Origin of the sequence: Actinomadura atramentaria DSM 43919 (assembly GCF_000381885.1) — a bacterium.
In the GTDB taxonomy this organism is placed as follows: Bacteria; Actinomycetota; Actinomycetes; order Streptosporangiales; family Streptosporangiaceae; genus Spirillospora; species Spirillospora atramentaria.
In genome coordinates this window covers 444,182-469,538 of record NZ_KB907211.1, presented here as the reverse complement: position 1 = coordinate 469,538, position 25,357 = coordinate 444,182, and the positions used below count along the sequence as shown (strand labels likewise).

Annotated in this window: 23 protein-coding genes and 1 riboswitch; of the genes, 5 read left to right on the top strand and 18 right to left on the bottom strand. The window is 75.8% G+C overall.

Going from position 1 to position 25,357, the window contains the following annotated elements:
• Positions 1-217: 217 nt before the first annotated feature.
• Positions 218-1,864 (top strand): hypothetical protein, encoded by a 1,647-nt coding sequence (locus G339_RS0112720; protein ID WP_157407540.1) that lies wholly within the window; start codon positions 218-220, stop codon positions 1,862-1,864.
• On the opposite strand, the gene G339_RS33485 is transcribed toward G339_RS0112720, so the two are convergent.
• Positions 1,852-3,906, bottom strand: coding sequence for a hypothetical protein (locus G339_RS33485; protein ID WP_019631464.1), 2,055 nt, complete (start codon positions 3,904-3,906; stop codon positions 1,852-1,854). The two genes, G339_RS0112720 and G339_RS33485, sit on opposite strands and share 13 nt — an antisense overlap.
• A gap of 348 nt (positions 3,907-4,254) precedes the next feature.
• Between G339_RS33485 and G339_RS36620 the strand changes: the two genes are divergently transcribed.
• Positions 4,255-4,647, top strand: coding sequence for a hypothetical protein (locus G339_RS36620; RefSeq protein ID WP_019631463.1), 393 nt, complete (start codon positions 4,255-4,257; stop codon positions 4,645-4,647).
• Positions 4,648-4,827: 180 nt separating this feature from the next.
• Here G339_RS36620 and G339_RS0112705 read toward each other — a convergent pair whose 3' ends face one another.
• On the bottom strand, positions 4,828-6,012 hold the full coding sequence (locus tag G339_RS0112705) for an MFS transporter (protein WP_019631462.1): 1,185 nt from the start codon (positions 6,010-6,012) through the stop codon (positions 4,828-4,830).
• Between the two features lie 83 nt (positions 6,013-6,095).
• Here G339_RS0112705 and G339_RS0112700 point away from each other — a divergent pair, with 83 nt between their 5' ends.
• Both G339_RS0112700 and G339_RS33475 read left to right on the top strand, forming a co-directional pair.
• Complete coding sequence (locus G339_RS0112700) at positions 6,096-6,536, top strand: MerR family transcriptional regulator (protein WP_019631461.1); 441 nt, start codon at positions 6,096-6,098, stop codon at positions 6,534-6,536.
• A 108-nt stretch (positions 6,537-6,644) separates the two neighbouring features.
• Complete coding sequence (locus G339_RS33475) at positions 6,645-8,150, top strand: hypothetical protein (protein ID WP_019631460.1); 1,506 nt, start codon at positions 6,645-6,647, stop codon at positions 8,148-8,150.
• Here G339_RS33475 and G339_RS33470 read toward each other — a convergent pair.
• From G339_RS33470 to G339_RS0112680, 3 genes are all read right to left on the bottom strand, one after another.
• The gene (locus tag G339_RS33470) at positions 8,135-9,538 is read right to left on the bottom strand and encodes a glycosyltransferase family 4 protein (protein ID WP_019631459.1); all 1,404 of its coding nucleotides are present in this window, start codon (positions 9,536-9,538) and stop codon (positions 8,135-8,137) included. The genes G339_RS33475 and G339_RS33470 overlap by 16 nt on opposite strands.
• A gap of 291 nt (positions 9,539-9,829) precedes the next feature.
• Entirely contained in the window at positions 9,830-11,131 is a 1,302-nt protein-coding gene (locus tag G339_RS0112685; protein ID WP_019631458.1) for a sensor histidine kinase, read from the bottom strand.
• A 43-nt stretch (positions 11,132-11,174) separates the two neighbouring features.
• Complete coding sequence (locus G339_RS0112680) at positions 11,175-11,864, bottom strand: response regulator transcription factor (protein ID WP_019631457.1); 690 nt, start codon at positions 11,862-11,864, stop codon at positions 11,175-11,177.
• A gap of 35 nt (positions 11,865-11,899) precedes the next feature.
• Here G339_RS0112680 and G339_RS0112675 point away from each other — a divergent pair, with 35 nt between their 5' ends.
• On the top strand, positions 11,900-12,691 hold the full coding sequence (locus G339_RS0112675) for an SAM-dependent methyltransferase (RefSeq protein WP_019631456.1): 792 nt from the start codon (positions 11,900-11,902) through the stop codon (positions 12,689-12,691).
• 36 nt (positions 12,692-12,727) lie between these two features.
• On the opposite strand, the gene G339_RS0112670 is transcribed toward G339_RS0112675, so the two are convergent.
• The 13 genes from G339_RS0112670 to G339_RS0112610 all read right to left on the bottom strand — a co-directional run bounded on the left by G339_RS0112670 (position 12,728) and on the right by G339_RS0112610 (position 25,162).
• On the bottom strand, positions 12,728-13,564 hold the full coding sequence (locus G339_RS0112670) for a CbtA family protein (protein ID WP_019631455.1): 837 nt from the start codon (positions 13,562-13,564) through the stop codon (positions 12,728-12,730).
• 36 nt (positions 13,565-13,600) lie between these two features.
• A complete protein-coding gene (locus tag G339_RS0112665; protein WP_019631454.1) occupies positions 13,601-13,816 on the bottom strand; it encodes a CbtB domain-containing protein in 216 nt (71 codons plus the stop codon).
• 37 nt (positions 13,817-13,853) lie between these two features.
• Positions 13,854-13,972: riboswitch (cobalamin riboswitch) on the bottom strand.
• A gap of 42 nt (positions 13,973-14,014) precedes the next feature.
• Positions 14,015-14,743, bottom strand: coding sequence for an IclR family transcriptional regulator (locus G339_RS0112660; protein WP_019631453.1), 729 nt, complete (start codon positions 14,741-14,743; stop codon positions 14,015-14,017).
• A 36-nt stretch (positions 14,744-14,779) separates the two neighbouring features.
• On the bottom strand, positions 14,780-16,549 hold the full coding sequence (locus G339_RS0112655; RefSeq protein ID WP_019631452.1) for an acyclic terpene utilization AtuA family protein: 1,770 nt from the start codon (positions 16,547-16,549) through the stop codon (positions 14,780-14,782).
• Entirely contained in the window at positions 16,546-17,724 is a 1,179-nt protein-coding gene (locus tag G339_RS0112650) for an acyl-CoA dehydrogenase family protein (RefSeq protein WP_019631451.1), read from the bottom strand. The genes G339_RS0112655 and G339_RS0112650 overlap by 4 nt, the downstream gene beginning before the upstream one ends.
• On the bottom strand, positions 17,721-18,134 hold the full coding sequence (locus tag G339_RS0112645; protein WP_019631450.1) for a MaoC family dehydratase: 414 nt from the start codon (positions 18,132-18,134) through the stop codon (positions 17,721-17,723). Before G339_RS0112645 ends, G339_RS0112650 begins: the two co-directional genes overlap by 4 nt.
• Positions 18,134-18,679: an FAS1-like dehydratase domain-containing protein gene (locus tag G339_RS0112640; RefSeq protein ID WP_019631449.1), complete on the bottom strand. Its 546-nt coding sequence runs from the start codon at positions 18,677-18,679 to the stop codon at positions 18,134-18,136. The genes G339_RS0112645 and G339_RS0112640 overlap by 1 nt, the downstream gene beginning before the upstream one ends.
• 15 nt (positions 18,680-18,694) lie before the next feature.
• The gene (locus tag G339_RS33465; RefSeq protein WP_019631448.1) at positions 18,695-19,888 is read right to left on the bottom strand and encodes a CaiB/BaiF CoA transferase family protein; all 1,194 of its coding nucleotides are present in this window, start codon (positions 19,886-19,888) and stop codon (positions 18,695-18,697) included.
• Entirely contained in the window at positions 19,885-20,733 is an 849-nt protein-coding gene (locus G339_RS33460) for an ATP-binding cassette domain-containing protein (RefSeq protein WP_019631447.1), read from the bottom strand. The genes G339_RS33465 and G339_RS33460 overlap by 4 nt, the downstream gene beginning before the upstream one ends.
• 1 nt (position 20,734) lies before the next feature.
• Positions 20,735-21,733, bottom strand: a complete 999-nt coding sequence (locus G339_RS0112625) for an ABC transporter ATP-binding protein (protein ID WP_205625532.1) — start codon at positions 21,731-21,733, stop codon at positions 20,735-20,737.
• Complete coding sequence (locus G339_RS0112620; protein ID WP_019631445.1) at positions 21,723-22,610, bottom strand: ABC transporter permease; 888 nt, start codon at positions 22,608-22,610, stop codon at positions 21,723-21,725. Before G339_RS0112620 ends, G339_RS0112625 begins: the two co-directional genes overlap by 11 nt.
• The gene (locus G339_RS0112615) at positions 22,607-23,557 is read right to left on the bottom strand and encodes an ABC transporter permease (protein WP_019631444.1); all 951 of its coding nucleotides are present in this window, start codon (positions 23,555-23,557) and stop codon (positions 22,607-22,609) included. Before G339_RS0112615 ends, G339_RS0112620 begins: the two co-directional genes overlap by 4 nt.
• A gap of 3 nt (positions 23,558-23,560) precedes the next feature.
• The gene (locus tag G339_RS0112610; protein WP_019631443.1) at positions 23,561-25,162 is read right to left on the bottom strand and encodes an ABC transporter substrate-binding protein; all 1,602 of its coding nucleotides are present in this window, start codon (positions 25,160-25,162) and stop codon (positions 23,561-23,563) included.
• Between the last annotated feature and the right edge of the window lie 195 nt (positions 25,163-25,357).

Genomic DNA, 25,357 nt, shown 5'->3' with positions numbered 1-25,357 from the left:
GGGGGTTACCCGGCGGGCGCACGGCCGCGAGCGCCAGCGAGTGGCCGGGCGCGCGCAGCGCGGAGGATGCACCGCAGCGGAGCGCCAGCGGAGTGAGGATGCATGCTCCGCGCCGCGGGGGGTGTGGGGGGTCGTCCCCCCACAATGACAACCCGGGTACTATCTGCCGGATTCAGAAATCTGGGCGCGCGTCGTCCCGACCGGGTGCGGAGTCGTCGTGTCGGCTGAGCGATCGTCGTGGGCGGGGCCGCGGCGGCGTCGTTGGGAGACGTTCCGGCCGGAGCGGACGGTGCTGGCGGTGGCGCGGACGTTCACGTCCGCGGTGCGGCTGCTGGAGGCGCTGGCGGTGTTCCGGCGGGACGCCCGGGTGGAGGTCCTGTTCGCGCTCGATGATTCGTCGGCGTTCAGCGTGGGCGTCGACGCGCTGCTGGAGCGGGCGGGGGTCCGGCTCGTCCCGTGGCACGAGATCGCGGAGCTGGGCCCGGACCTCGTCCTCATGGCCAGTGAGAACGTTCCGGTACGGGGGTTGGACGCGCCGGTGCTGGTGCTCCCCCACGGCATCGGTTTCCACAAGTACGTGCCCGATTCGCGCGGGCCGGGGCGGCGGCTGTCGGGGGTCGTGCCCGCCGACCGGCTCGGGGAGCCGGGGGTGTGGATGGCGATCTCGCATCCCGAGCAGCGGGAGCAGTTGCGCGCGGAGCATCCGGAGGCGGCGCGGCGCTGCGTGCTGATCGGGGACCTCGCGCTCGACCGGATGGCCGCGAGCGCGGCGCTGCGGGACCGGTACCGCGACGCGCTCGGCGTCGGGCCCGGCCAGCGGCTCGTCGTGGTGTCCTCGACGTGGGGTCCGGGCTCGCTGCTCGCGCGGCGGCGGACGCTGCCCGCGCGGCTGCTCGGGGCGCTGCCCGCCGACGAGTACCGGGTGGCGCTCGTCGCGCATCCGAACGTCTGGTCCTGGCACGGTCCGCACCAGCTCGGCCTGTGGCTGGCGGACGCGTTCGACGCCGGGCTGGTCCGCGTCCCGCCGGAGGCCGGGTGGCAGGCCGCGCTGCTGGCCGCCGACGTCGTCGTCGGGGACCAGGGGTCGGTGTCGCTGTACGCGACGGCGCTGCCCCGGCCGTTCCTGCTCGCGGCGGGCGACGGCCCGGTGGTCCCGGCGAGTCCGGCCGGGGAGCTGGCGCGGCTCGCGGTCCGGCTGGACGACGCCGCGCCGCTGGCCGGGCAGGTCGCGCGGGCCGCCGCGCAGGACACCGACCGGCTGCTCCCCCTCGCGGACCGGATGTTCGGGGCGCGCGGGCGGACCGCCGCGACGCTGCGCGCGTTCGTCTACGAGCTGCTGGAGCTGGCCGTGCCGGACGGGGACGCGCCGCTGCGCGCGGTGCCGCCGCCGGAGCCCGCGGTGGACGAGCCGCGCTCGTTCGTCGTCCACTCGCGCGCCGAGGCGGACGGCGCGCTGGCGGTCCGGCGCTGGCCCGCCGCCGTCGCGGACCCCGGCCCGGCGGAGCCGGGGGCGTTCCGGCATCTGAGCGTCGGGGACGACGAGCCGGACCGGCGGCTGCCGGACAACGCGACGGTCCTGGTGCGGCGCGCGCCGCTCGCCGGGGAGGCGGCGGCCGCCTGGCTGTCGTCCGCGCTCGACCGGCACCCGGAGCTTCTGGTGGCGGTCACCGCGCTCGCGGACGGCGGATGCGCGGCCCTGCTCCGCGACGGCTCACGCGTCCGCGCAACGGGAACCGACGATCCCGCTCTCGCGGGCACGGCCCTGTACCACCGCGTGCGCGCGGGCGAACCGGCGGACGGGTCCGCGACGATCCGCGTCGGCCCGCGGACCGCGACGCTCTCCTGGACCTGTCAGCCGGGCTGACCGCTGCCCAGCGCGCGCAGCCGTTCCGCGACGACGTCGCGGTCCGGGTGCTTGAACTCGGTGTAGACCGCCAGCGCGTCCCGCAGGTGCGCGCGTTCGGCCGCCGTGTCCCCCGTCGCCCGCGCGACGTCGGCGAGGTGGACGCTCGCCTGCGCCGCGTAGTGCGTGCCGCGCAGCGCGGCGGCGGCGGTGCGCAGGATGTCCGCCGCGCCCGCCGCGTCGCCGAGCCGGGCGCGGACGACGCCGAGGCCGATGCCGGTGCGGGCGGCCATCCGGTCGTCGTCCAGGTCGTGGAAGTCGCGCAGCGCCGCGCCGTAGGTCTCGGCGGCGCGCCGGTAGAGGTCCCGCGCGGAACCCGTGCCGGTGCCGGGCGCGTCGCCGCCGTCCGGGCCCGGCGCGCCGACGCCGGCCGCGTCGCCGAGGACCCGCAGCGTCTCGGCCGCGAACGTCAGCGCGAGGGCCGCGCCGCGCCGCTCCCCGGCGCGCTCGTTCAGCTCGCGCGAGCGCGCGAACGCGTCCAGCGCCGCCGCCGGGTCGGTGCGGGTGAGCAGCCGCCCCTCGAACTCGGCGACGGACGCGCGGAGCACCAGGTCGCCGGTCTCGTCCGCGAGGCGGCGCGCGGTGTCGAGTTCGGCGCGGGCGGCGTCCAGGTCGCCGCGGTCGGTGAGCGGCCGCGACATCATGCTGCGCAGCCGCGCCTCGGCCCACGCGTCGCCCTCGGCGCGCGCGGCCCGCGCGCCGAGCGTGCTGGTGGCGATCCACGCGACGAGGTCGCGGCGGTCGGTGTAGTAGCTGGTGAGCGCGTCGGCGAGCAGGATCGTCAGCCGGGTGAACCCGGCGTCGAACGCGGCCTCGGCGACGGGGACGAGGTTGTGTCGCTCGGCGTCGAGCCAGGCCAGCGCGCGCTCCTTGGCGTCCGGCCCGGCGAACGGGTCGCGGTGGCCCGCCAGCAGTTCGCCGTGGTCCGCGACGCGGGTGCGGTCGGCGCGTTTGGCGCGGTCGGCGAACGCGGCGTGCAGCACGTAGTGCCGGACGACGGCCTCCAGCACGGCCTCGCGGCGCTCCAGCGGCTCGCCCTCGGCGGACTCGTCCTCGGCCTGGTCGCGGGCGTGCAGCCGGATGAGGTTGTTGGCGAACGCGTACCGGCCGTTGGACCGCCGTTCGAGCATTTGCGCGTCCGCGAGGCGGTCCAGCAGGTCGCGGGCCGCCGCCGGGTCGGCGGCCAGCGCCGCCGCGGCGGCGCCGGGGCCGATGTCGCGGGCGGGCAGCAGGCCGAGGCGGCGGTAGGCGGCGCGCAGGTCGGCGGGGAGCGCGCGGTAGGCGAGGGTGAACGCGGCGGCCACGATCGGTCGGCCTCCCAGCACGAGTGCGGCGAGCAGTCTGCGGTCGTCGGCGGCGCGGGCGGCCAGTTCGGCGTCGCCGCGGGCGCGCAGCGACGCGGCGAGGACGAGCAGCGCGAGCGGCAGCCCGTCGCAGGACCGGACGAGCCCGCCGAGCGCGTCGGGGGCGCGGCCCGCCGCGCGCCGGAAGACCTCCGCGCCGTGCTCGTCGGCGAGCCGGCCGACGGACACGAACTCGGCCCCGTCCAGCGCGAGTTCGCCGAGGTCGGCGCCGGGCACGGCGGCGACCAGCACCAGGCTGCCCGGCCGGTTCGGCAGCAGCGCGCGGACCTGCGCGGGCTCGGCGGCGTTCTCCAGCACGACGAGCACCGGGCCGGGCAGCCGGTTGAGCTGCCTGCGGTAGCACGCGGCGAGCTGCGACCGGCCGCGCGGGGCGTGCTCGGGGGCGATGCGCAGGGCGCTGAGGACGTCCACGAGCATCGCCTGGAGGTTCGCGGTGCCGGGCGTGCCGAGCGAGCCGTAGTCGGCGCAGTCGACGTAGATGTCGCCGCCGGGGAAGCGGTCGCCGTGCCGCCGGACGAACTCGCGGACGGCGGCGCGCTTCCCGACGCCGGGCGGGCCCTGCACCACGCAGACGCCCACCGCGTGCTCCAGGTGCGCGGCGGTCTCGGACACGTGCGCCAGTTCGCTGTCGCGGTTCACGAAAAATGCGGTCGGCAAAGGCGTCAGGTGGGGCGGATCGAGCACATCGGCGCCGGTGTTGACATTGACGTCGCCCTGCGCTTGGAAAACCGCGTTGACGTGCGAGTCGCTGCGGAATTCATTTCCCGGCCGGAACCGCTCCCCCGGCGGCGGGCCGGGCGATTGCGCGCTGTCCATCGTCCGCTCCTGACGACCGCACCACTGACCGTGTGAATCCGACAGTGTAAACCGGCGTGCGCTTGGCGCGACAGCGCGCGGCCGACCGCGGCCGTCGCGATTCCCGCTACCGGCGAACGCCGCGGTGCGCGAGGATGGACGGGAATCTTCCAGTAATCCCAGGGGGCATCCTTGAGCGATCCGGAGATGGTGGCCATCGCGACGGCCGCGGCGGCGGCGTTGGCGGGGCGGGCGGCGGAGTCGCTGGGCGAGGGGGCGCGGCAGGCGGTGGGCGCGCTCGTCGCGCGGATCAAGGGGCGGTTCGGCGGGAGTCCGGACGAGCCGATCCTCGAACTCGCCGCCGCGAGCCCCGACGACGAGCGGCTGCACGCGCTGCTCGCCGCCGCGCTCGGGCGGGCGGCGGCCGACGACCCGGAGTTCGCCGCCGAGCTCACCGACCTCGGGCGGCGGGCGGGCGTCCTCGCGCCCGTGCAGGCGCAGCAGGCCAACGTCGTGAACGCGCAGTCGATCGGCACGTCCATGACGGCGGGCCGGGACATCACGATCAACACCCTCAACCTCTGATCGGGGCGGGGGCCTGTTTCAAAGTGCCTCAGCCACAGCGCGAGTGCGTTACCTGGGCGGTGAAGCGACGCCGGAGGCGAGCTTCACCGCCCAGATCGCGGAGCGATGCCGCGCTCGCACAGTCCCGGTGAGGCCCGAGCCGCCAGGCGAGGGCCGTGGGCCGGGGCTTGGAAACACCGGCTAACCGTGGCCCGCGCGGGAGCTGAGCGGGACGTTGGCGGCGAGCAGGGCGAGCATCGCGGCGAGCGGGAGCGTCCACGAGCCGGTGGCGGCGTGGAGGCCGGCGACGGCGGCGGGACCGGCGGCGGCCAGCAGGTAGCCGCCGGTCTGCGCCATCGTGGACAGCGCGGCGACGTGGTCGTGGTCGGCCGCGCGCCGCGCGTACAGGACGCCGGGCAGCGACTGCCCCGCGCCGAGGCCCGCGCCGAGGACGAGCGCCCACAGCGCGGGCGCGGCGGCCGGGGCGGCGAGCAGCCCGGCGTACCCGGCGGCGCAGACCGCGAGGGACGCGACGAGGACGGGCCGCTGGTCGGCGCGGGCGGCGGCCAGGACGGGCGCGGCGAACCCGCCGACCGCGACGCCGACGATGAACAGCGCCTGCATGGACCCGGCCGTCCCGCTGCCGACGCCCGCGTCCACCAGGATCGTCGGGAGCCACGCGAGCGTCGTGTAGAAGAGCAGCGTCTGGACGCCGAAGAAGCACAGCAGGCTCCACGCGAGCCAGGTCCGGGCGACGTGCGGGCGGTCGGCCGTCCGGGCGGCGCGCGGCGGCGGGACGTGCGCGTGCCGCAGTTGCGGGGCCATTCCGGCGGCGGCGAGCGCGGCCGGGACGATCGCGAGCGCGACGGCGGCGTGCCAGCTTCCGCCGGTCGCGCGGGCGACGGGCACGACGGCGGCGGCGACCAGCGCCGACCCCGCGCCCATGCACATCGCGTAGACGCCCATCATCGCGCCGACGCGCCGGGCGGGGAACCGCCGCTGCACCAGGACGGGCACGAGCACGTTGACGACGGCGGTCGCGGCGGCGACGACGGCCGTCCCGGCGAGCAGGCCGGGCAGCCCGAGGGGCCGCAGCAGCGTCCCGGCGAGCAGCACGATCCCGGCCCAGAACAGGCCGCGCTCCTCGCCGAGGCGGCGGCGCACAGCGGGCGCGGCCGGGGCGCACAGCCCCATGACCAGCGGCGGCAGCAGGCCGAGCACGGTGACGGCCGTGCCGGGCAGGTCGGTGACCGGCGCGAGCGGCCCGATCTGGCCGAACGCGACGCGGGTGTTGAGGCTCAGCAGGACGAAGCCGACGACGAGCGCGGCGCCCGCCCGGCCGAGCGGGCGGGGGTCGCGGAGCGCGGGCGCGGCGGGTGCGGGCATCGGAGTCCCCTCGACGGAAGTTAGGCTTGCCTAAGCTTCGGCGCTCAAGCGGACTTGAGCGCAAGTCCGGAGGAGGGGGGCCGATGGAGGCGTACTCGATCAGCCGGGTCGCGGCGGCGTTCGGGCTGTCGGTCGCGGCGCTGCGGTACTACGAGGAGATCGGGCTCGTCCCGTCCACCGAGCGGCGCGGCCGGGTGCGGTACTACGACCGCGCGGCGCTGGAACGCCTCGCGTACGTGCAGCTCTGGCACGAGGACGGGCTGGTCCCGCTCGCCGGGACCGCCGCCGTCGTGGAGAGCGCGACGCTGGACGAGCGGCGCGCGCTGATCGCCGGGCAGCGCGACGCGATGCGCGCGAAGATCCGGCGGCTGTCGCGCGCCGCCGCCGTCCTGGACCACATGCTCGACTGCCGCACGGCGCGTCCGCTGGAGTGCCCGATGACCGGCGCGCACGTCCGCCACCGCGTGGACGCGGCGCTGCGCGGCGAGCCCCTCGGCGACGACTTCCTGCCCGACTCCGGCTGACCGTCTCCTGCGGGCCAAGAAACGGTGGTGTGTTCGCGCTGGTCCGTGTCCCCCGAGGCCCTGTCGGGTATGGCCGCAGCCGATCTGTCTCGGGGGTTGTGGGGAAGCATGCACTCAGCGGACCAGGTGCGCGCGGGCGGGGTTCCGGCGGGCGCGGAGCGGTTCCGCGCGCCGCGCGGGCCGGGCGCGGGGGCGGGGCGGGCGCGGCGGCGCGCGGCGGGCTGGCTGCTCGGGGTCGCGGCGGCGTACGTCGCCGTCCAGTTCGCCGTGCTGGTGTGGCGCGGCGGCGTCGCCTGGGACGAGGCCCTCTACATCAGCCAGGTCAGCCCCCGGATTCCCGCCGGGTACTTCAGCGCGCCCCGCGCGCGCGGCATCACCTACCTGGTCGCGCCGGTCACCTGGCTGACGGGTTCGGTGACCGCGCTGCGCGCCTACCTGGCCGTGCTGTCGGGCGTCGCGATCGGGGCGGCCTTCTGGCCGTGGCTGCGGCTGGGCTCGCGGGCCGCCGTCGCGCCGCTCGCCGCGCTGGTCTTCGCGGGGCTGTGGGTGACGGGGTTCTACGGCTCGTCGGCGATGCCGAACTTCTGGGTGGCGGTCGCGGCCGTCGCGACGGTCGGCTGGTTCCTGCGCTGCGCGGACTCCCGGCACTGGGGTCCGCTCGTCGGCGTCGGCGCGTGGGCGGCGGCGATGACGCTGATGCGGCCGCACGACGCGTTCTGGACGGCGCTGCCGCTGGCCGCCGCCGCGCTCGCCGTCCGGCCGCTGCGCCGCCTCGCGCCGCTCGCCGTGCTCGCCGGGGGCCTCGCGCTCGGGCTCGTCCAGTGGATCGCCGAGGCGTTCACCCGGTTCGGCGGGCCGCTGGAGCGGCTGCACCGGGCGAGCGAGACCGAGGGCGGGCTCGGCTGGCATCCGCGCGGGCTGCTGTACGAGCTGCACGCGCTGAACGGGCCGCAGCTCTGCCGCCCGTGCGTCGCGGGGTGGCGCGACCACGGGCTGACGGTGTGGTGGTTCGCGGTCCCGGCGCTGGTCGTCGGCGGCGTCGCGCTCGCGCTGCGGGCGCGGCGGAACACGGCGGTCGCCGCCGCGTGCGGGATCGTCGTCGCCGCGTCGTACCTGCTGCTGGTCGACTACGCCGCGCCGCGCTTCCTGCTGCCCGCGTACGCGCTGCTGGCGGTGCCCGTCGCGGAGTTCTTCGTCGCGCTGCCCGCGCGGGCGGGGCGGTGGCGCGCGCCGGTGCTCGTCGCGGTCGGCGCGGTGCTCGCGGCGCACCTGGTGTCGCAGCAGCTCGTGCTCGTCAAGATGGGCGAGCGGTACACGACCGGGCGGATGCGGTACGCGCGGACGGCGGCCGAGCTGCGCGGCCTCGGGTTCCGCGCGCCGTGCCTGCTCGCGGGGCCCGCCGCCGTCCCGGTCGCGTTCTACGCGGGGTGCCGCACCGGGCAGACGGGCGGGAACAACGCGTCGATGACGACGGCGGAGCTGGTCGCGGCGGCGGGCCGGATGCGGACGGGCGTGCTGTCGCGCAGCACGCGGCCTCCCGCGTTCGCGCCGACGTGGAAGCGGCACCGGCTGCCGGGGCTGGGCCGCCGGTGGGCGGTCTACTCCCCTGAATGACCGCCCGGGCGACCGCCCGTGCGACTGCCCGTGCGACCGCCCGTGCGGCGGGCGCGGACGAGTTCGTCCAGCAGCTCGTCCCACCGCGCGCCGACCGCGTCCAGGTCGTAGCGGCGGGCGGTTTCCACAGCCCGCTCCCCGAGTCGCCTGCGCAGGTCCTCGTCGGTCATCGCGCGGTCCAGGGCGCGGGCGAGCGCGGCGACGTCCTCGGCCGGGACGAGCAGCCCGTCCGCCCCGTCGGCGACGACCTCGGCCGGGCCGGTCGGGCAGTCGAACGCGACGACGGCCATGCCCTTGCTCATCGCCTCGATGAGCACCATCGGCAGCCCCTCGAACCGGGAGCTGAGCGCGTACACCGACGCCTTCCCCATCTCCTCGCCGATGGCGTCGGTGCGGCCCATGAGGCGGGCGCGGGTCAGTCCGTGCGCCGCGACCTTCTTGGTGAGGCTGCGCTGGAGCCGTCCGGCCCCGAAGATCCGCAGCTCCCAGTCCGGATGCGCGGCCTCGACCCGCTCCCACGCGGCGAGCAGCAGGTCGAAGCCCTTCTGCGGGACGAGCCGCCCGGCGGCCAGCACCACGCGGGCCGCCGGGTCGGCCCGCCCGCCGCCGAGGGCGGGCACGGCGTTCGGGATGCGGTGCGGCCGGGCCAGGCCGGGCACCTCGCGGCGGAAGCTCTCCAGATCGGCGCGGGTCAGCGTGACCAGCGCGTCGAGCCGGGGGTAGCGGCGCAGGATCTCGGCGCGGACGCCCGGCCGGTGCGCCGCGAGGTTCATGTGCTCCTGGCCGACCGTGATCACGTCCGCGCCCGCGAACCGCGCGGCGGCCAGGTTGAGGCTGGGCCGGGTGCCGATCACCACGCAGCCGCGCAGCGACCGCAGGCGGCGGACGAGCAGCGCGTCGGTCCACAGCGAGCAGCGCCCCCGCGACGGCTCGCCGACCGGGACCAGGGCGCTCGGCACCCGGGCCAGCACCGCCCGGACGAGCCCGCGCGCGCCGCGCGGCGGCTCGACCCGGTCGTCCAGCCACGTCACCCGCACGCCCGGCGGGAACGGGAAGAACGGGCGGGCGCTCTCGCGGACCAGGCCGACGACCTCCACGTCGTGGTGGCGGGCGAGGTAGGCGGCGTAGGTGAGGACCGTCCGGACCGTCCCGCCGGTGCCCTGCGCGTGCTGGACGAGGACGACGACCCGGCGGGCCGAGGGCGGGTCGGCGCGGCGCGCGCGCAGCCCGTCCAGGAAGCGCGTCGGCGCGAGGACGGCCGGGACGAGCGCGCCCAGCACCGCGAGCGCGATCCGGGCGGCGGTGTTCCGCGCCCGCCGCCGCAGTCTCCTTTTCCGACTCGCCTTTTTCCTGGGCACGGGTTCCCCGCTGCCGGACTCGACCGCCACGACGCTCCTCCGCGAACACATGAGAGGGGAAGGACGCCGGGCGGTCTCCGCGCTGGTGCGCGCTCGGGCGGAGGGGCCGCGGGGCGGGTGCCCGCGGGCCTGGTGGGGGTTGGGCGGAGTCGGCATGAGGCGTCATCGGGCGCGCGTTCCCCGTTGTTCGGCGCGCCGGACGAGCAGAAGATACCGAGCCGCGCATTCGGGCTCGGTAAGCCGTTCTTACCGACCTCTAATCTCGGACAACCGGCGCACTTCGCCGCCGATCACGAGCCGATATATAACCGATTGCAGCGATCATTCCGGTTCATCGGCGGCGGGCAGGAGCAGGGTGAACGTCGTCGGCGCGTGCCCGGTGCGGGTCAGCCGCCCGCCCTCGGCCTCGGCCAGGCCGCGCGCCATCGGCAGGCCGATGCCGTGGCCGTCCGGGGTGCGCTCGCGCCGGAACAGCTCGACGGTGTCCAGGGTGCCGGTGTCGCCCTCGTCCACGACGTCGATCGCGAGGACGCCGCTGGCGTCGCGCGCCCGCAGCGTCACCGCGCCCGAGCCGTGCTGCGAGGCGTTGTCCACAAGGACCGCGAGGATTTGCCGGACCGCCGCCGCCGACCCCGCGCCGACCGGGGGCGTGCCGACCGTCTCCGTGCGCAGCGTCCGGTCCCGCTCCGCGAGCGGGTCGCACCACGCCTCGGCGGTCTCGGCCAGCAGCGTCCCGGCGTCGAGGCGGTCGCGGACGCGCGGCGTGTCGCGGGCCAGCGCGAGCAGGTCGGCGATCGTGCGCTCCAGCCGGTCGGCCGACGCGATGGCCGCGCGGATCGCCTCCTCCCGCTCGTCCGGCGGGTCCTGCAGCGCCGCCTCCAAGCCGAGGCGCAGGCCCGTCAGCGGCGTGCGGAGCTGGTGCGACGCCTCGGCGGAGAACGCGCGCTCGCGGGCCAGCAGCGCGCCGATCCGCCGCGCGGTCGCGTCCAGGCAGCCCGCCGCCGAGTCGATCTCGGGGATGCCGCTCGGCCGCGTCCGGACGGTGAAGTCGCCCTCGCCCAGCAGCTCGGCGGTCGTGGCCAGCCGCTCGATCGGCAGCGCCAGCCGCCGGGCCTGGCGGCGCGCGGCCAGCCAGGTCAGGCCGACCGCGAGGACCGCGATGCCGAGCATCGCCAGCCACGTCCCGGCGATCCGCAGGTAGACCGCGCCGGACGGGCGGGCCGCGCGGACGACGCCGAGGACGCGGCCCTTGCGGACCACCGGGACCGCCACGACCAGCGGGTCGCCCGTCGCGGTGTGCGTCGTCCGGGTCCGCATCGCGGCGAGCACGGCGGCGTCGGCGGAGTCCGGTCCCGTCCCGCTGATGCGCGCGCCCGTCCCGGCGTACAGGGCGACGGACGCGCCGCCCTCCGGCTCGGGCAGCCGCTCGAAGCCCGCGCCGCGCACCCAGCCGCGCCCGAGGTCGGACGAGACCGCGACGGTCGTCTCGGCCGCGACGCGCTCCAGCTCGCCGCGCTCCCCCACCAGGTAGTAGCGGGCGACGCCCGCCGCCAGCGGGACGCCGAACAGGCTGATCGCCAGCGTCGCGGCGAGCACGCACAGGACAGCGATCCGCTTGCGCATCGGGGGGTCCTTGTCGTAGGGGCCGGTGTCGGGAACTCGGGCGTCAGGGGCTTTCGAGGCGGTAGCCGTGGCCGCGCAGCGTCACGATCCGCGGGACGCGGACGCCCTCCGCGCGCGCCGCCTCCGCGAGCCGCCCGCGCACCGCCGCGACGTGGACGTCCAGCGTCTTGGTGGAGCCCGACCAGTTGGCGTCCCACACGTCGTCCATCAGGCGCTCCCGGCTCACCGCCGTGTCCGGTTCGGCGACCAGCCGGGCCAGCAGGTCGAACTCCTTCGGGCGCAGGCCGAGGTCGCGGTCCGCGACGTCGCAGGTCCGGGCGGCGGTGTCCAGGACGAGGTCGCCGACCTCGAACCGCGGGCGCGGCGCGGCCGGCGCGCCCCGGCGCAGGTGCGCCCGCACCCGCGCGAGCAGCACCGCCAGGCCGAACGGCTTGGTCAGGTAGTCGTCCGCGCCCGCCTCCAGGCCGACGACGACGTCCATGTCGTCCTGCCGCGCCGTCAGGATCACCAGCACGCAGCCCGGCTGCGCGCCGCGGATCTGCCTGCACACCTCGACGCCGTCCAGATCAGGCAGGCCGAGGTCCAGCAGCACGAGGTCGACGTCCGACGCGGCGGCCCGCAGCGCCGCCCGTCCCGTCCGGACCCACGCGACCTCGTGCCCCTGCGCGCGCAACCGGGCGTCCAGGAGACCGCCGATGGTCTCATCGTCCTCAACCACGAGCAGACGTGCCATCCGGAAATCATCCCAGTATCTCGGGTGCGTCCCGGTTGGACGCCTCGCCCGAGATCAACACCTCGATCCCGCACTCGGCGCGGATCTGGAACTACCTGCTCGGCGGGAAGGACAACTACCCCGTCGACCGGGCGGCGGGCGACACGGTCCTGGAGGTCTTCCCGGGCATGGTCGACATCACCCGGCACTCGCGGCAGATGCTCGTGCGGGCCGTGCGGTTCCTCGCGGGCGAGGCGGGCATCCGGCAGTTCCTCGACATCGGGACGGGGCTGCCGACCGCCGACAACACCCACGAGGTCGCGCAGCGGATCGCACCGGAGTCGCGGATCGTGTACGTCGACAACGACCCGCTGGTGCTCGTCCACGCGCACGCGCTGCTGCGCAGCACGCCGGAGGGCGTCACCGACTACCTGGAGGCCGACGTCCGGGAGCCGGGCCCGATCCTGGACGCGGCCGCGCGGACGCTGGACTTCGACCGGCCGGTCGCGCTGATGCTGATGGGCGTCCTCGGGCTGGTCGCCGACGACGAGCGCGCGCTGGCCATCGTGCGGGAGCTCGTCGCGGCGCTGCCGTCCGGGAGCTACCTCGCGCTGTGCGACGGGTCCACCGACGATCCCGCGTACGTCCGGGCGATCACCGGCTACAACGCCAAGTCCGGCGGGGTGCCGTACACGCCGCGGACGCGGGAGCGGATCGGCCGCTACTTCGACGGCCTCGAACTGCTCGACCCCGGCGTGGTGTCGGTGTCGCGCTGGCGCGTGGAGCCGAACCGGTGGGGCGACGCGCCCGAGGTGTCGTGCGCGGGCGGCGTGGCGCTGAAGAGATGAGCCGCCGGGGGACGGCCCGGGGCCGTCCCCCGCGCGTCACGCGGCGGCCCCGGCGGGGGCCCTGCGCAGGACGCGTTCGGCCAGGGGCGCGAACGCGACGCCGATCGTCGCCCACAGGAGCGCCTGCGCGGCGACCGAGTAGAGGCGGAACGACGCGAGCACGTCCGCCGGGAAGCCCGGGAAGACGATCCGGCCCTGCGGGTCCTTCAGCGGCAGCGGCGTCTCCGTCGCGTGGTGCCCGTACTGGTCGACGTTCGCCTTCAGCTCGCCCAGCGACGGCAGCAGCAGCATGACGGCGCCGAGCACCACCGCGCACGCCAGCGCCGCGAGCAGTGCCGCGTTCCAGGCGGTGAACCGCGCCCGGAGCCGCTGCCCCAGCCACACGCCGCCGACCAGCACGACCACCGACACCCCGACCATGAGCAGGTACAGCCCGCTGCGCTCCCGGATCGTGTCCTCGTGCCCGATCGCGGGCGGATTCGCCGGGTACTTCAGGAAGGGCACCAGGTACAGCGCGAGGAACCCGCCGAGCGCGACGAGCAGCGCCAGCGGACGCGGCCGGACGTTCCCGACGCGACCGCACGCGAGCGTGTACGCGACGGCGAACAGCCCGCCCATCGCCACCCCGAACAGGATCATCCCGACGCCGATGCCGAGGTTGCCCTGCACCGCGCGGCTGAACGGGTCCGAGCCCTCGGCCTCGACGGGCAGTCCCGCGGCCTTGTCGAGCAGGCTCTGCGCGGCGTCGCGGCCGCTTTCGTAGTCGATCGCCCGCTGGATCTGCGGTTCCGCGAAAATTCGGGCGAACAGGAAGGCGAGCAGGCCGCCGAGCGCGCCGGCGAGCATGCCGCGCGCGATGAATTGCCGTTCCACGGCGTACTCCTTGAGAAACGTCGAAGACGCGGCGGATCAGTGGCAGGGGAAGCCGAGGAAGTGCCGCGCGTCGTGGACGAACTCGTGGACGTACATGTTGTCGCCGAAGACGGACGTCGCGCCCTGGTCGACGCCGATGAAGTAGTACAGCGCGACGCTGAACAGGACGGTGCCGAACAGCCAGAGGGCGGCGCGGGCGCCGCCGAGGACGACCGGGGTGGTCCGCTCGGCGGGCAGGCTGGGCGTGGTCATCTTTCGCCTCCTGGGGATCGTGCGTCCCATGTCGTACGGCGGTGACGGAAGATCGGGGGGTCTGGCTCCCCGGCCCGCGGGCCGGGTCACAGTGGCGCGACCGCGCCGGATTCACACCGGCTTCCCCCGGTCGTTCCCTTTCGCCCGAACCATAAGCCGCGGGCCCCCCGCCGTCAACGCCGCCCGGGCCACGGTCCGTCAGGCGTCGGCGGGGCGGCCCGCCCAGCGCGCCGTCGCCTCGCGCAGCACCGCGCCCAGCTCCGCGCGCCGGTGCGCGTTCTCCTCGACCGGCCCGGCGAGCGTCACCGCCGCGACGACGTGGCCCGCCCGGTCGCGGACCGGCGCCGCCACCGCCGTGACGCCCTCGACCGGGCTCTGCTCGTTGATGACGAACCCGGTGCGGCGGATCTCGTCCACCTCGGCCAGGAACGGCCCGATGCCGTCCTGGTCGGGGTGGACGGCCAGGAGTTCGTGCAGCTCGCGGTCGTCCAGGAACGCCAGCAGCGCCTTCCCGGCGGCGGTCCGCAGGACGGGCCGGTGCCGCCGCGTGTAGGCGACGAACTGCAGCCCGCTGGTGTCCCCGACCTCGTCGACGTACACGACGTTCTGCCCGACCTTCACGCCGAGCAGGACGCTGCATCCGGTCCGCTCGTGCAGGCCGACGAGGTCGGAGTGGGCGACGGTGCGCGCCGGGAGCCGGTTGGCGCGCAGCGTCAGCACATAGGGCGCCGGGCCGAGGAAGTAGCGCCGTTCGTGCTCCTCCAGGAATCCGGTGTGGACGAGCCCGTAGACGAATCCCTGGATGGAGCTTTTCGGGGCGTCCATCTCGCGGGACAGTTCGGTCAGGGTCATTCCCTGCGGCCGGGCGGAAACGATCTCCAGGATCCGGGTCACCCGGTCGATCGTGCGGTGGCTCTTGGCGGGCATCGGGCCTTCATGGGAAAGAGTGCTCCGGAGTACGGGTCATCGTAGCGGCCGGTCCCCGATATCCCGGTCGGCTCCGGGAAGGAGCCGTTCGGGAACGTCGAGGACGCGGGCGCGCAGCCATTCGCCGAGGGCTTTGGCCTGTTTGTCGAAACGGCTGGTGGAGGTCGCCCCCTCGTCGAGAAGTCCGCGGATCAGGAAGTTCACCGCGTTCAGTCGCGGCAGTTCGTGCCGCTCGATGTCGAGTTCCGCGGCCTCGGGCAGGAGGCGGCGGAGCTCCGCGACGGTGAGGGCGGCGCGCAGCCAGTCGTAGGCCGCCGCCGACGTCCAGACGCCGACGTTGGCGTCGCCGCCCTTGTCGCCGGAGCGGGCGTGCGCGATCCGGCCGAGCGGGACGCGGACGGTCGGCCCGGCGGGCACCGGCGGCGGCTCGGCGGCGGCCGTCGCCGGGACGGGGCCGGGGACCGGCGCGGGGACGGTCTCCTCCCGCCCGTCCGCGTGGACGACCCGGTGCCGCAGCGACGCCTGGCCGACCAGTCCCGGCCAGTACAGCCCGTAGCTGCCGCCGCGTCCGGGCGGGGCCATCGAGTGGCAGCCGGGATAGGTCGCCAGCGCCATCTCCACGAGCATCCCGCTGAACGCCCGGCCCGCCGCCTTCTCCGTGCCCTGCGCGGCGACGTGCAGCAGCCGCGTGCCGTCGCCCTGCGTCGCGGGGTCGGCGGCGGGGACGCCGAGGCCGGTGAACGTCAGGTCCGTGATGCCGGGGACGTCCGCGAGGCGCGCCCGGACGGTCCGCTCGACCAGGTCGGCCTTGGCGTCCGCGTCCAGGCCCGTCAACAGGAACGTGCCGGAGTTGCGCCAGCCGCCGAGCGCGGTGACGGCGACCTTCGTCGTGGCGGGCGGGGCCGATCCGCGCGTGCCGCTGATCCGGACGCGGTCGCCGCCGAGGTCGTCCAGCGCGAGCGCGTCCAGGTGCGCGACGACGTCCGGGTTGAGGTACGCCGGGTCGCCGATCTCGTAGAGGAGCTGCGCGGTGACGGTGTCGCGGGTGACCGCGCCGCCCGTGCCCGGGTGCTTGGTGATCACCGCGGCGCCGTCCGCGTCGATCTCCGCGAGGGGGAAGCCGGGCCGCTCCAGGCCGGGCACGTCCCGGAACCCGGAGAAGTTGCCGCCGGTCGCCTGGGTGCCGCACTCGATGACGTGCCCGGCGGCGACGGCCCCGGCGAGGGCGTCCAGGTCGGCGGGCGTCCAGTCCCACCACCACGCGGCGGCCCCGCTGACGACGGAGGCGTCCGCGACCCGGCCGGTGACGACGACGTCCGCGCCCCCGGCCAGCGCCCGCGCGACGCCGAACCCGCCGAGGTAGGCGTTGGCCGTCAGCGGCTCGTGCCCCCAGGCGGCCAGCGGCGCGCCCGTCCGCAGGTGGACCAGGTCGGTGCGGCCGGTGACGTCGTCGCCGTCCACGTAAGCGACGGCCAGGTCCACGCCGCGCCGCGCCAGCAGCTCCCGCGTCGCGGCGGCGAGCCCGGCGGGGTTGAGGCCGCCCGCGTTGACGACGACCTTGATGCCGCGTTCGGCGATCTCCTCCAGCACGGGGTCGAGCTGGGCGAGGAACGTCCGCGCGTATCCGGCGTCCGGGTCCTTCAGCCGCGCCTTGGCCAGGACGAGCATCGTGACCTCGGCGAGGTAGTCGCCGGTGACGACGTCCACCGGCCCGCCCCGGACGACCTCCGCGAGCGCGCTCGCCCGGTCGCCGTAGAAGCCGGAGCAGTTCGCGACGCGCACCGGGCGCGTGCCCCGCGCGTTCACGACGCCTTCCCGGCGCGGGCCGCGTCGCCGAGCAGTTCGCGGGCGACGACCATCCGCTGCGTCTCGGTCGGTCCTTCGCCGATGCGGCGGATGCGCATCTCCCGGTACCAGCGTTCCAGCGGCAGGTCGGCGGCGACGCCGAGCGCGCCGTGGATCTGGATGGCACGGTCCACGACGCGGGACGCGGCCTCGGTCGCGGCCATCTTCGCCAGCGCGATCCCGGCGCGGGCGCGCTCGCCCCGGTCGGCCGCCGCAGCGGCCTCCAGGAGCAGCAGCCGCGCCGAGCGGAGGTCCAGCTCGCTGTCCACGAGCATCCACTGGACGCCCTGGTGCTCGGCCAGCGTCCGCCCGAACGTCTCGCGGATCTTGGCGTACTCGACGGCCATGCGCTGCGCCGCGACGGCGACGCCGACGCAGCCCGCCGCGTACACGATGCGCTGCCGCTCCAGCCGCGTCGCGGCGAGCCTGAAGCCCTGCCCGACCTCCCCGAGCCGGTTGGCGTCGGGGACGCGGACGTCGGTGAACGACAGCTCGGTCGGCACGGCGACGCGGCGCAGCGTCGGGATGACGCGGTGGACGGTGAAGCCGGGGGTGTCCGCGTCCACGACGAAGCTCGTCAGCCCGGCGCGGCCGGAGCCGGTGCGGCAGACGACGATGCCGTAGTCCGCGCCGACGACGCCCGAGATGAACGTCTTCGACCCGTTGATGACCCACTCGTCGCCGTCGCGGACGGCCTTGGTGCGGACGGCGCGCGCCGGGTCGGACCCGCCGGACGGCTCGGTCAGCGCGAAGAACCCGTGCCGCTCCCCGCGCAGCGTCGGGTACAGGTACCGCTCGCGCAGGTCCTCGCCCGCCTCGTAGAGCTGGGCGAGGCCCGCCCCGCCGAAGACGCCGTAGCAGGGGGTGTAGAGCCCGCCCCGGTGCTGGGCCATCTCGATCGCCAGCAGCGTGCGGGTGACGGTGTCGAGGCCGGGGCCGCCGACCTCGGCGGGCGCGTCCCACGCGGTCAGCCCGAGCTGCTCGACCTTCGCGGCCAGCCGGGCGTGGTCGGCGGGCGGGAGGCTCCCGGCGTCGGGGTCGAGGTCCTGTTCGAGGGGGACGATCTCGTCCCGCACGAACCGGCGGACGGCGTCCACGAGCATCGTCTGCTCGTCGGTCGGCACGAAGTCGATCACCGGTCGGCCTCCCGCCCGGCGCGGCGGACGGTGACGGTGCCCGCCAGCCCGACCTCCCCGCCCGGATGGGTCTCGGTCAGCTCCAGGACGGCGGCGTCCCCGGCGGCCTCGCGGACCCGCGCGCCGTAGACCAGCTCGGTGCCGGGCACGACGGGCCGCCGCACCCGGTACTTCACCTCCGCGATCGTCCAGCCGGGCAGCCCCTCGGCGACGCAGCGCAGCGCGAGCGCGGCCCGCAGGTGCGAGTGGACGAGCGTCCCCGCGTGCCCCTCCGAGCGCGCGTACTCCTCCTCGAAGTGGATGCGGTGCGGGTTCCAGGTGACGGCGCTGTAGCGGAAGAGCTGCAGCCGCGTCGCGGCGTGCCGCAGCGGCGGCAGCTCGGCTCCCGGCGCGGGAAGGGCGGCGGTCATCACGGCTCCTCGTGGGGGTTGCGGCGCACGACGGTGCGGCGGTTGCGGTTGAGGACGGTCCCGTCCGGCGTGCGGAAGACGTGCAGGGCGGTGACGAACACGCACGGCCCGCCGCGGGTGTCCTTGTAGACGACGGCGTCGAGGATCTCGTCGCACAGGACGCGGGTTCCCGCGACGACGGGCGCGAGCAGCTCCATCTCCTCCCCCGCGCCCATGCCGCGCAGGCCCGCGCCGGGGTCGTCGGCGGCGGCGCGCGGGGTGCCGTCGGGGGCCAGCTCGTCCTCGGGGGTGCCCGCGCCCCACTCGAAGATCGCGGCGAGCAGGTTGGGGGGCGCGACGACGTCGGCGTACCCGGCGGCGCGGGCGGCGCCGGCGTCGTGGTGGATGGGGTCGCGCGCGCCGACCGTCAGCGCGTACCGGCGGATCGTCAGCGCGTCGAGGACGCCGAGGTCGCGGGTCTCGCGCTCGCCCTCGCGGGGCTTGGTCGCGGCGTAGTAGCGGCCGAGCGGCGTGTCCGCGACGGCCGGGGGCAGCGGGTGGCTCATCGGGGTTCCTCCTGTTCAGCGCACCGCGCCCGCGCGGTGCAGTTCGCTGATCCGGTCGGGGTCGTAGCCGCAGAGCGCGGCGAGGACGTCGTCGGTGGCGTCGCCCAGGTCGGGCGCGGGCGCGACGTCGGCGAGCGGGGAGTCGTCGAGGCGGATCGGGCAGCCGGGGACGGGCACGGAGCCGCGGCGCGGGTGCTGGACGTCGCGGATCATGCCGCGTTCGCGCAGGTGCGGGTCCTCGCTGACCTCGCGGACGGTCCGGACGGGCGCGCACGGCACGCCCTGCTCGGCGAGCGCGGCGACGGCGGCGGCGCGGTCGCGGGCGGACGTCCACCGCTCGATCTCGGCGTCCAGCGCGTCGATGTTGCGGACGCGCGCGAACCGGTCGGCGAACCGGGGGTCGTCGGGCATTTCGGGGCGTCCGATGGCCCGTGCGACGCCCGCGAAGTGCCGGTCGGAGATCGAGATGACCGCGAGCCACCCGTCCGCCGCCCGGTACACGTTGTACGGCGCGACGGCGAGCCCGGAATGCCGGTTCCCGGTGCGTTCGGGCAGCGGCCGGGACGGGTCGTTGTAGAGCCCGCCGAGCGCGGACGCCAGCATCGGGTACACGGTGTCGTGCATCGACACCTCCACGACCTGGCCGCGTCCGGTGCGCTCGCGCTGGAACAGGGCGCTGGCGATCCCGGCGAACAGGTGGACGCCGCCGGAGAAGTCGATGAACGCCGGTCCGGCCTTGGTGGGCGGGCCGTCCGGGTCGCCGGTGCAGGCGATCGCGCCGGACATCGCCTGGACGGTGATGTCCATCGCGCTCATCCCCGCGTACGGGCCGGTCAGCCCGTAGCCCTTCCCGGTCGCGTAGACCAGGCGCGGGTTGCGTTCCAGGAGCGTCGCGGCGGACAGCCCGAGGCGGCCCATCGTGCCGGGCGCGAAGTTCTCGATGAGGACGTCGGCGGTGTCGACCAGGTCGAGCAGGACGTCGCGTCCGGCGGCCGTCTTCAGGTCCAGCGCGACGCTGCGCTTGTTGGAGTTCAGCATGACGAACTCGTGCGTCTCGGCCCCTTCGACGGAGCGGAACCGCAGCGTCTCGCCGCCCGGCGGCTCGATCTTGATGACGTCCGCGCCGAGCTGGGCCAGGAGCAGCCCGCAGTAGGGGCCGTTGTAGACCTGGCCGAGTTCCAGGACGCGGACGCCGTCGAATGCGTTCACGAGGGAAGTTCCTCCGAAGGGGAGCGGCCCGCGGCGCGGCCGCGCGCGCGGGTGATGTCGGGGACCGCCGCGAGCAGCGCGCGGGTGTAGGGGTCGGCGGGCGCGCCGAGGACCCGGTCGGCGGGACCGGACTCCACGACGCGGCCCCGGTGCATGACGACGACGCGGTCCGCGATCTGGCGGACGACGCCGAGGTCGTGCGTGATGAACAGGAACGCCAGGCCCCGGTCGCGGCGCAGGTCCTGGAGCAGGTTGAGCACCTGCGCGCGGGTGGAGACGTCCAGCGCCGACACGGCCTCGTCCGCGACGACGACGCGCGGCTCGGCGGCCAGCGCGCGGGCGATCGCGATCCGCTGCCGCTGCCCGCCGGAGAACTCGTGCGGGTAGCGGTGCAGGTGCCGGGCCGGGAGGCCGACCCGCTCCAGCAGGTCCGCGACGCGGGCGTCCAGCTCCCGGCCGCGCAGCCCCGCGTGGACGGCCAGCGGCTCGCCCACGAGGTGGACGACCATCTTCGTCGGGTCGAGGGAGGCGTACGGGTCCTGGAACACCATCTGCAGGTCGCGGCGGCGGGCGCGCAGGGCCCGGCCGCGCAGCGCGGTCCAGTCCGTCCCGCAGACGGTGACGGTCCCGGCGTCGGGGTCCAGCAGCCGCGCGACGAGCCGCGCGGTGGTGGACTTGCCGGAGCCGGACTCGCCGACGAGCGCGACGGTCTCGCCCGCGCGGACGTCGAGGTCCACGCCGTCCACCGCGTCGATGTGCCGGGACGGGCGGCCGAGCAGGTCGCGGCGGGTCACGAACCGCTTGCGCAGGCCCGCGACGCGCAGCACCTCGTCGGGTTCGGCCATGTCAGACCCCTTCCAGGACGAGGTCGTCCGCCCGGACGCAGCGCCGGGCGCGGCCCGCGCCGCCCGTCAGCGGGACCGGCTCGGCGCACTCCGCGCGGCGGTGCGGGCAGCGGTCGGCGAACCGGCAGCCGGTCGGCATCAGGTGCGGGGCGGGGACGGCGCCGGGGATCGCGGCGAGCCGGTCCGCGCGGACGGTCGCGCTCGGCACGGCCGCGAGCAGCCCCGCCGTGTACGGGTGGGCGGGCGCGGTCAGCACGTCCGCGACCGGGCCGCTCTCCACGACCTGCCCCGCGTACATGACGGTGAGGTCGTCGCAGTGCTCGGCGAGCAGCCCGAGGTCGTGGGTGACGAGCAGGACGGCCATGCCGTCGTCCGCGAGGGACCGCAGCAGCGCGAGGATGCCCGCCTGCACCGTGACGTCCAGCGCGGTCGTCGGCTCGTCGGCGAGCAGGACGGCCGGTTCACAGGCGATGGCCGTCGCGATGAGGACGCGCTGGAGCATCCCGCCGCTCAGCTCGAACGGGTAGGCGTCCACGCGGCGGTCCGGCTCGGGGATGCCGACGCGGTCGAGCAGTTCGACCGCGCGGGCGCGGGCGGCGCGCCGCGACAGCCGCAGGTGGGTGCGCAGCACCTCTCCGATCGTCCGCCCGACGGTGAACGCCGGGTCGAGGCTGGTCATCGGCTCCTGGAACACCATCGACACGCGGCGGCCCCGGATCGCGCGCAGCTCGCGTTCGCCGAGCGCCAGCAGGTCGTCGCCGCCGAGCCGGGCCGTCCCCGCCTCGACGCGCAGCGCGGGCCGGGCGAGCAGGCCGAGGACGGCCAGGCCCGTCACGGTCTTGCCGGAGCCGGACTCCCCCGCCAGGCCGTGGATGCGGCCGGGCCGCAGGGCCAGCGAGACGTCGTCCACGACGGTGACGCGGCCGTGGTCGGTGGCGGCGGACACCCGCAGCCCCTCGACGGCGAGCACGGGTTCGGGCGTCACGGGTTCAGGCGTCACGGCGCAGCTCCTTTCCGAGCGAGTCGCGCATCCCGTCGCCGAGGAACTGGAACGCGAGGATCAGGACGGTGATCGCGACGCCGGGCGGCACCGACTGGAACGGCGCGGCGTAGAGGTTGTCGAAGCCGCGCCGCAGCAGCACGCCCCAGCTCGCCTCGGGCGGCTGGACGCCGATGCCGAGGAACGACAGGCCCGCCTCCATCAGCACGCCGAAGCCGAGCAGGACGGTGAACTGCACGATGATCGGCGCGGCGACGTTGGGCAGGACGTGGTGGCCGACGATGCGGCCCGTCCCGGCCCCGATCGTGCGCGCCGCGTCCACGAACACCGCGCGGCGCACGGACAGCGTCGCGCCGCGCACGACCCGGAACAGCCGGGGCGCGAACAGCACGCCGACCGCCGTCATCGCGTTCGCGGTGGACGGTCCGCGCACCGCGACGATCGCCATCGCCAGGACGATGCCGGGCAGCGCGAACAGCGCGTCCGCGACGCGGGACAGCAGCCAGTCGACGGGGCCGCCGAGGTATCCGGCCAGCAGCCCGGCGGGGACGCCGAGGACCGCGCCGACGCCGACCGCGATGACGGGCGCGAGCAGCGTGACGCGCGTCCCGTACAGCAGGCGGCTGTAGACGTCGCGGCCGAGGTCGTCGGTGCCGAACAGGTGGCCGCCCCCGGCGGGCAGGTTGCGGGCGGCGAGGTTCGTCGCGTCCGGGTCGTGCGTGGCCAGCAGCGGCGCCGCGACGGCGACGAGCACGAGCAGCACGAGCACGGCCGCCGACGCGACGGCGAGCGGCTGCCGCGCGAGCCGCGTCGCGAACCGCCGTACCGGCCCGGCCGTGGACCGTTCCGGGGCGGTCTTCTCCAGGACGGCCGTCATGCCGCGCTCCTCCGCAGCCGGGGGTCGAACCAGCCGTAGGTGAGGTCCACCAGCAGGTTCGCCACGATGATCAGGACCGCCGTGACGAGCACGATCCCCTGGATGGTCGGGATGTCGTGGGCGCGGACGGCGTCCAGCGAGAGCTGGCCGAGGCCCGGCATCGCGAACATCAGCTCGACGACGACGGCCGCGCCGAGCAGCCGCTCCACCTGGACGCCCGCGACCGTGACGATCGGGATGCCGCTGTTGCGCAGGACGTGCCGGAACGCGATCGAGCGGCGGGTGAGGCCGAGGGCGCGGCTCGTCCGGACGTGGTCGAGCCCGGCGGTGTCGGCGACGGCGGCGCGGGTCTGCCGGGCGACGTCGGCGGCGGACGCCGCGCCGATCGCCAGGCCGGGCAGCACCATCGAGCGCAGCCAGCCCGCCGGGTCGTCGGTGAGCGGGACGTAGCCGGTCGCGGGGAACAGCCGCGTCCGGACGGCGAACGCCGCGATGAGCAGCGCCGCCAGCCAGAACGCGGGGACCGCGATGCCGAGCGTGGTGATCGCGGTGACGATCCGGTCCAGCGGGCGGCCCGCGCGCAGGCCCGCCGCGAGCCCGGCGGGCACGCCGACCGCGACGGCGACGACGAGCCCGAACCCGACGAGCGACAGCGTCGTCCCGAGGCGCTCCCCGATGAGGTGGGTGACGGCGACGCCGTGCGCGGTGGACGTCCCGAAGTCGCCGTGCAGCGCGTCGCCCGCCCACCGCGCGAACTGGACGGGCGGGGACGCGTCCAGCCCGAGCCGGTGGCGGACCTCCTCGATCCGCTGGGGCGTCGCGCCCTCCCCGGCGACCGTGGCGGCCGTGTCGCCGGGGATCAGGAACGTCAGCGAGAACGTGCCGACCGCGATGACCGCGAGCAGCGGCACGGCGGCCGCGAGGCGGCGCAGCAGGTGGGCGGGCACGGGCTACTCGCCCTTCGCGACCGCGACGCCGCGGAAGTCGCGCGCGCCGCCCGCGTAGACGGCCAGGCCGCTGACGGTCGGCGCGAACGCCTCGGTGCGCTTCTGCATGCAGATCGGCGTCGCCGCGGGCGGGTGCGCGATCGTGTCCGCGAGGATCTGGTGGTAGAACGGCGCGCGCTGCGCGGGGTCGGCGGGCGCGGCGGCCTTCCCCGCCAGGTCCACCAGCGTCTTGGTCGCGAGCTTGCCGGGGTTCTGCGCGGCGGTCGGCAGCAGGAGCCGGTCCAGGACGCCCTGCGGGTCGGGCGTCGGGGAGTAGCCGAGGACGGCCGCGTCGGCGGTCTTGTCGATGGTGAACGCCTTGGCGGCCTGCGCGGCCTCCACGATCTGGAGGTCCATCTTCACGCCGACCTGCGCGAACTGCTGCTGGAGCGCTTCGGCGATGGCCGAGTAGCCGCTGATGTTCACCGCGAGCGCCTTGAAGGAGAAGCCGTTGGGGTATCCGGCCTCCGCGAGGAGGCTCTTGGCCTTGGCGGTGTCGTGCGGCCACTTGTCGAGGCCGTCGCCGACGGACTTGTCGTAGGCCCAGCTCGTCGCGGGCCACGGCTGGACCTGCGGGGTGCAGAACCCTTCGAGCAGGCCGTCGCCGATGGCCTTGCGGTCCATCGCGAGGTTGAGCGCGAGGCGGACCTTCTCGTCGTTGAACGGCTTGCTCGCCGCGTTCACCTGGAACGTGTAGAACGTCGGGCTCTCCCCGGCGAGGACCCTCATGCCCATCTGCTGCGCGGAGCCGACCTGGTTCTGGCGGATCAGCGCCATGTTCAGCTCGCCGGTGCGCAGCGCGTTCAGGCGGGTCTGGTCGTCGCCCATGACGCGGAAGACCATGCGCTTCACGCGCTGCGCGTCGGCGTCCCAGTAGCCGTCCACGCGCTCGTAGGCGACGCGGTCCCCGGCGCGGTTCTCCACGACCTTGTACGGGCCCGCGCCGACCGGCTCGGTGGCGAGCCTGCCGCCGTCGATCGCCTTCGGGCTGATGATCATCCCGGCGCGGTCGGTGAGCGAGCCGATGAGCGCGCCGATGCCGCCGGTGACGTGGAGCTTCACGGTGTGGTCGTCCACGACCTCCACGGACTTCACCATCGTCAGCTCGCCCTTGACGACGCTGTCGTCGTCGCGGGCGCGGTCGAGGCTCTTCTTGACGGCGGCGGCGTCCAGCGGCGTCCCGTCCTGGAACTTCACGTTCTCGCGGAGCTTCATGACCAGGGCGCGACCGCCGTCCGTCGTCTCCCAGGACGTCGCGAGCATCGGCTTGAGCGTGCCGTCGGCGGCGGAGTAGACGAGCCGGTCGTACACCGGGTACAGCCAGTTCTGGTCGAAGCCCGACGTGCCCCGGTGCGGGTCGAGGCTGGTCGCGCCGATGGTGTAGCCCCACGAGAACGTCGCGTCGCGGTCGGACGACGCGGCGGCCGGCACCGACTGGACCGTTCCGGTCTTGCCCTGGCCGGCGCTCGTCCCGCCCCCGCAGGCGCTCGCCAGGGCGAGGCAGGCCGCGACGGCGACGGCGGGGCGGACGGTCGAGCGGGCGGCCGGGCGGATACGAGGACGCATGGTCCCTCCTGAACGTATATGCGTACTTCGCTACGCAATTGCATATCGTGATGCGCGCCACAGGGGATGTCAAGGGGTCGTTCCGGGATGACTAGGACGAATCCGCCCCGGTCAGGGGCCGGTCACGGCGGTCCGGGGCCGTGCGCGCGGGCCGGTCGGCCGGGCGCGCTTCGCGGTAGGGTTGCCTGGTTTGTT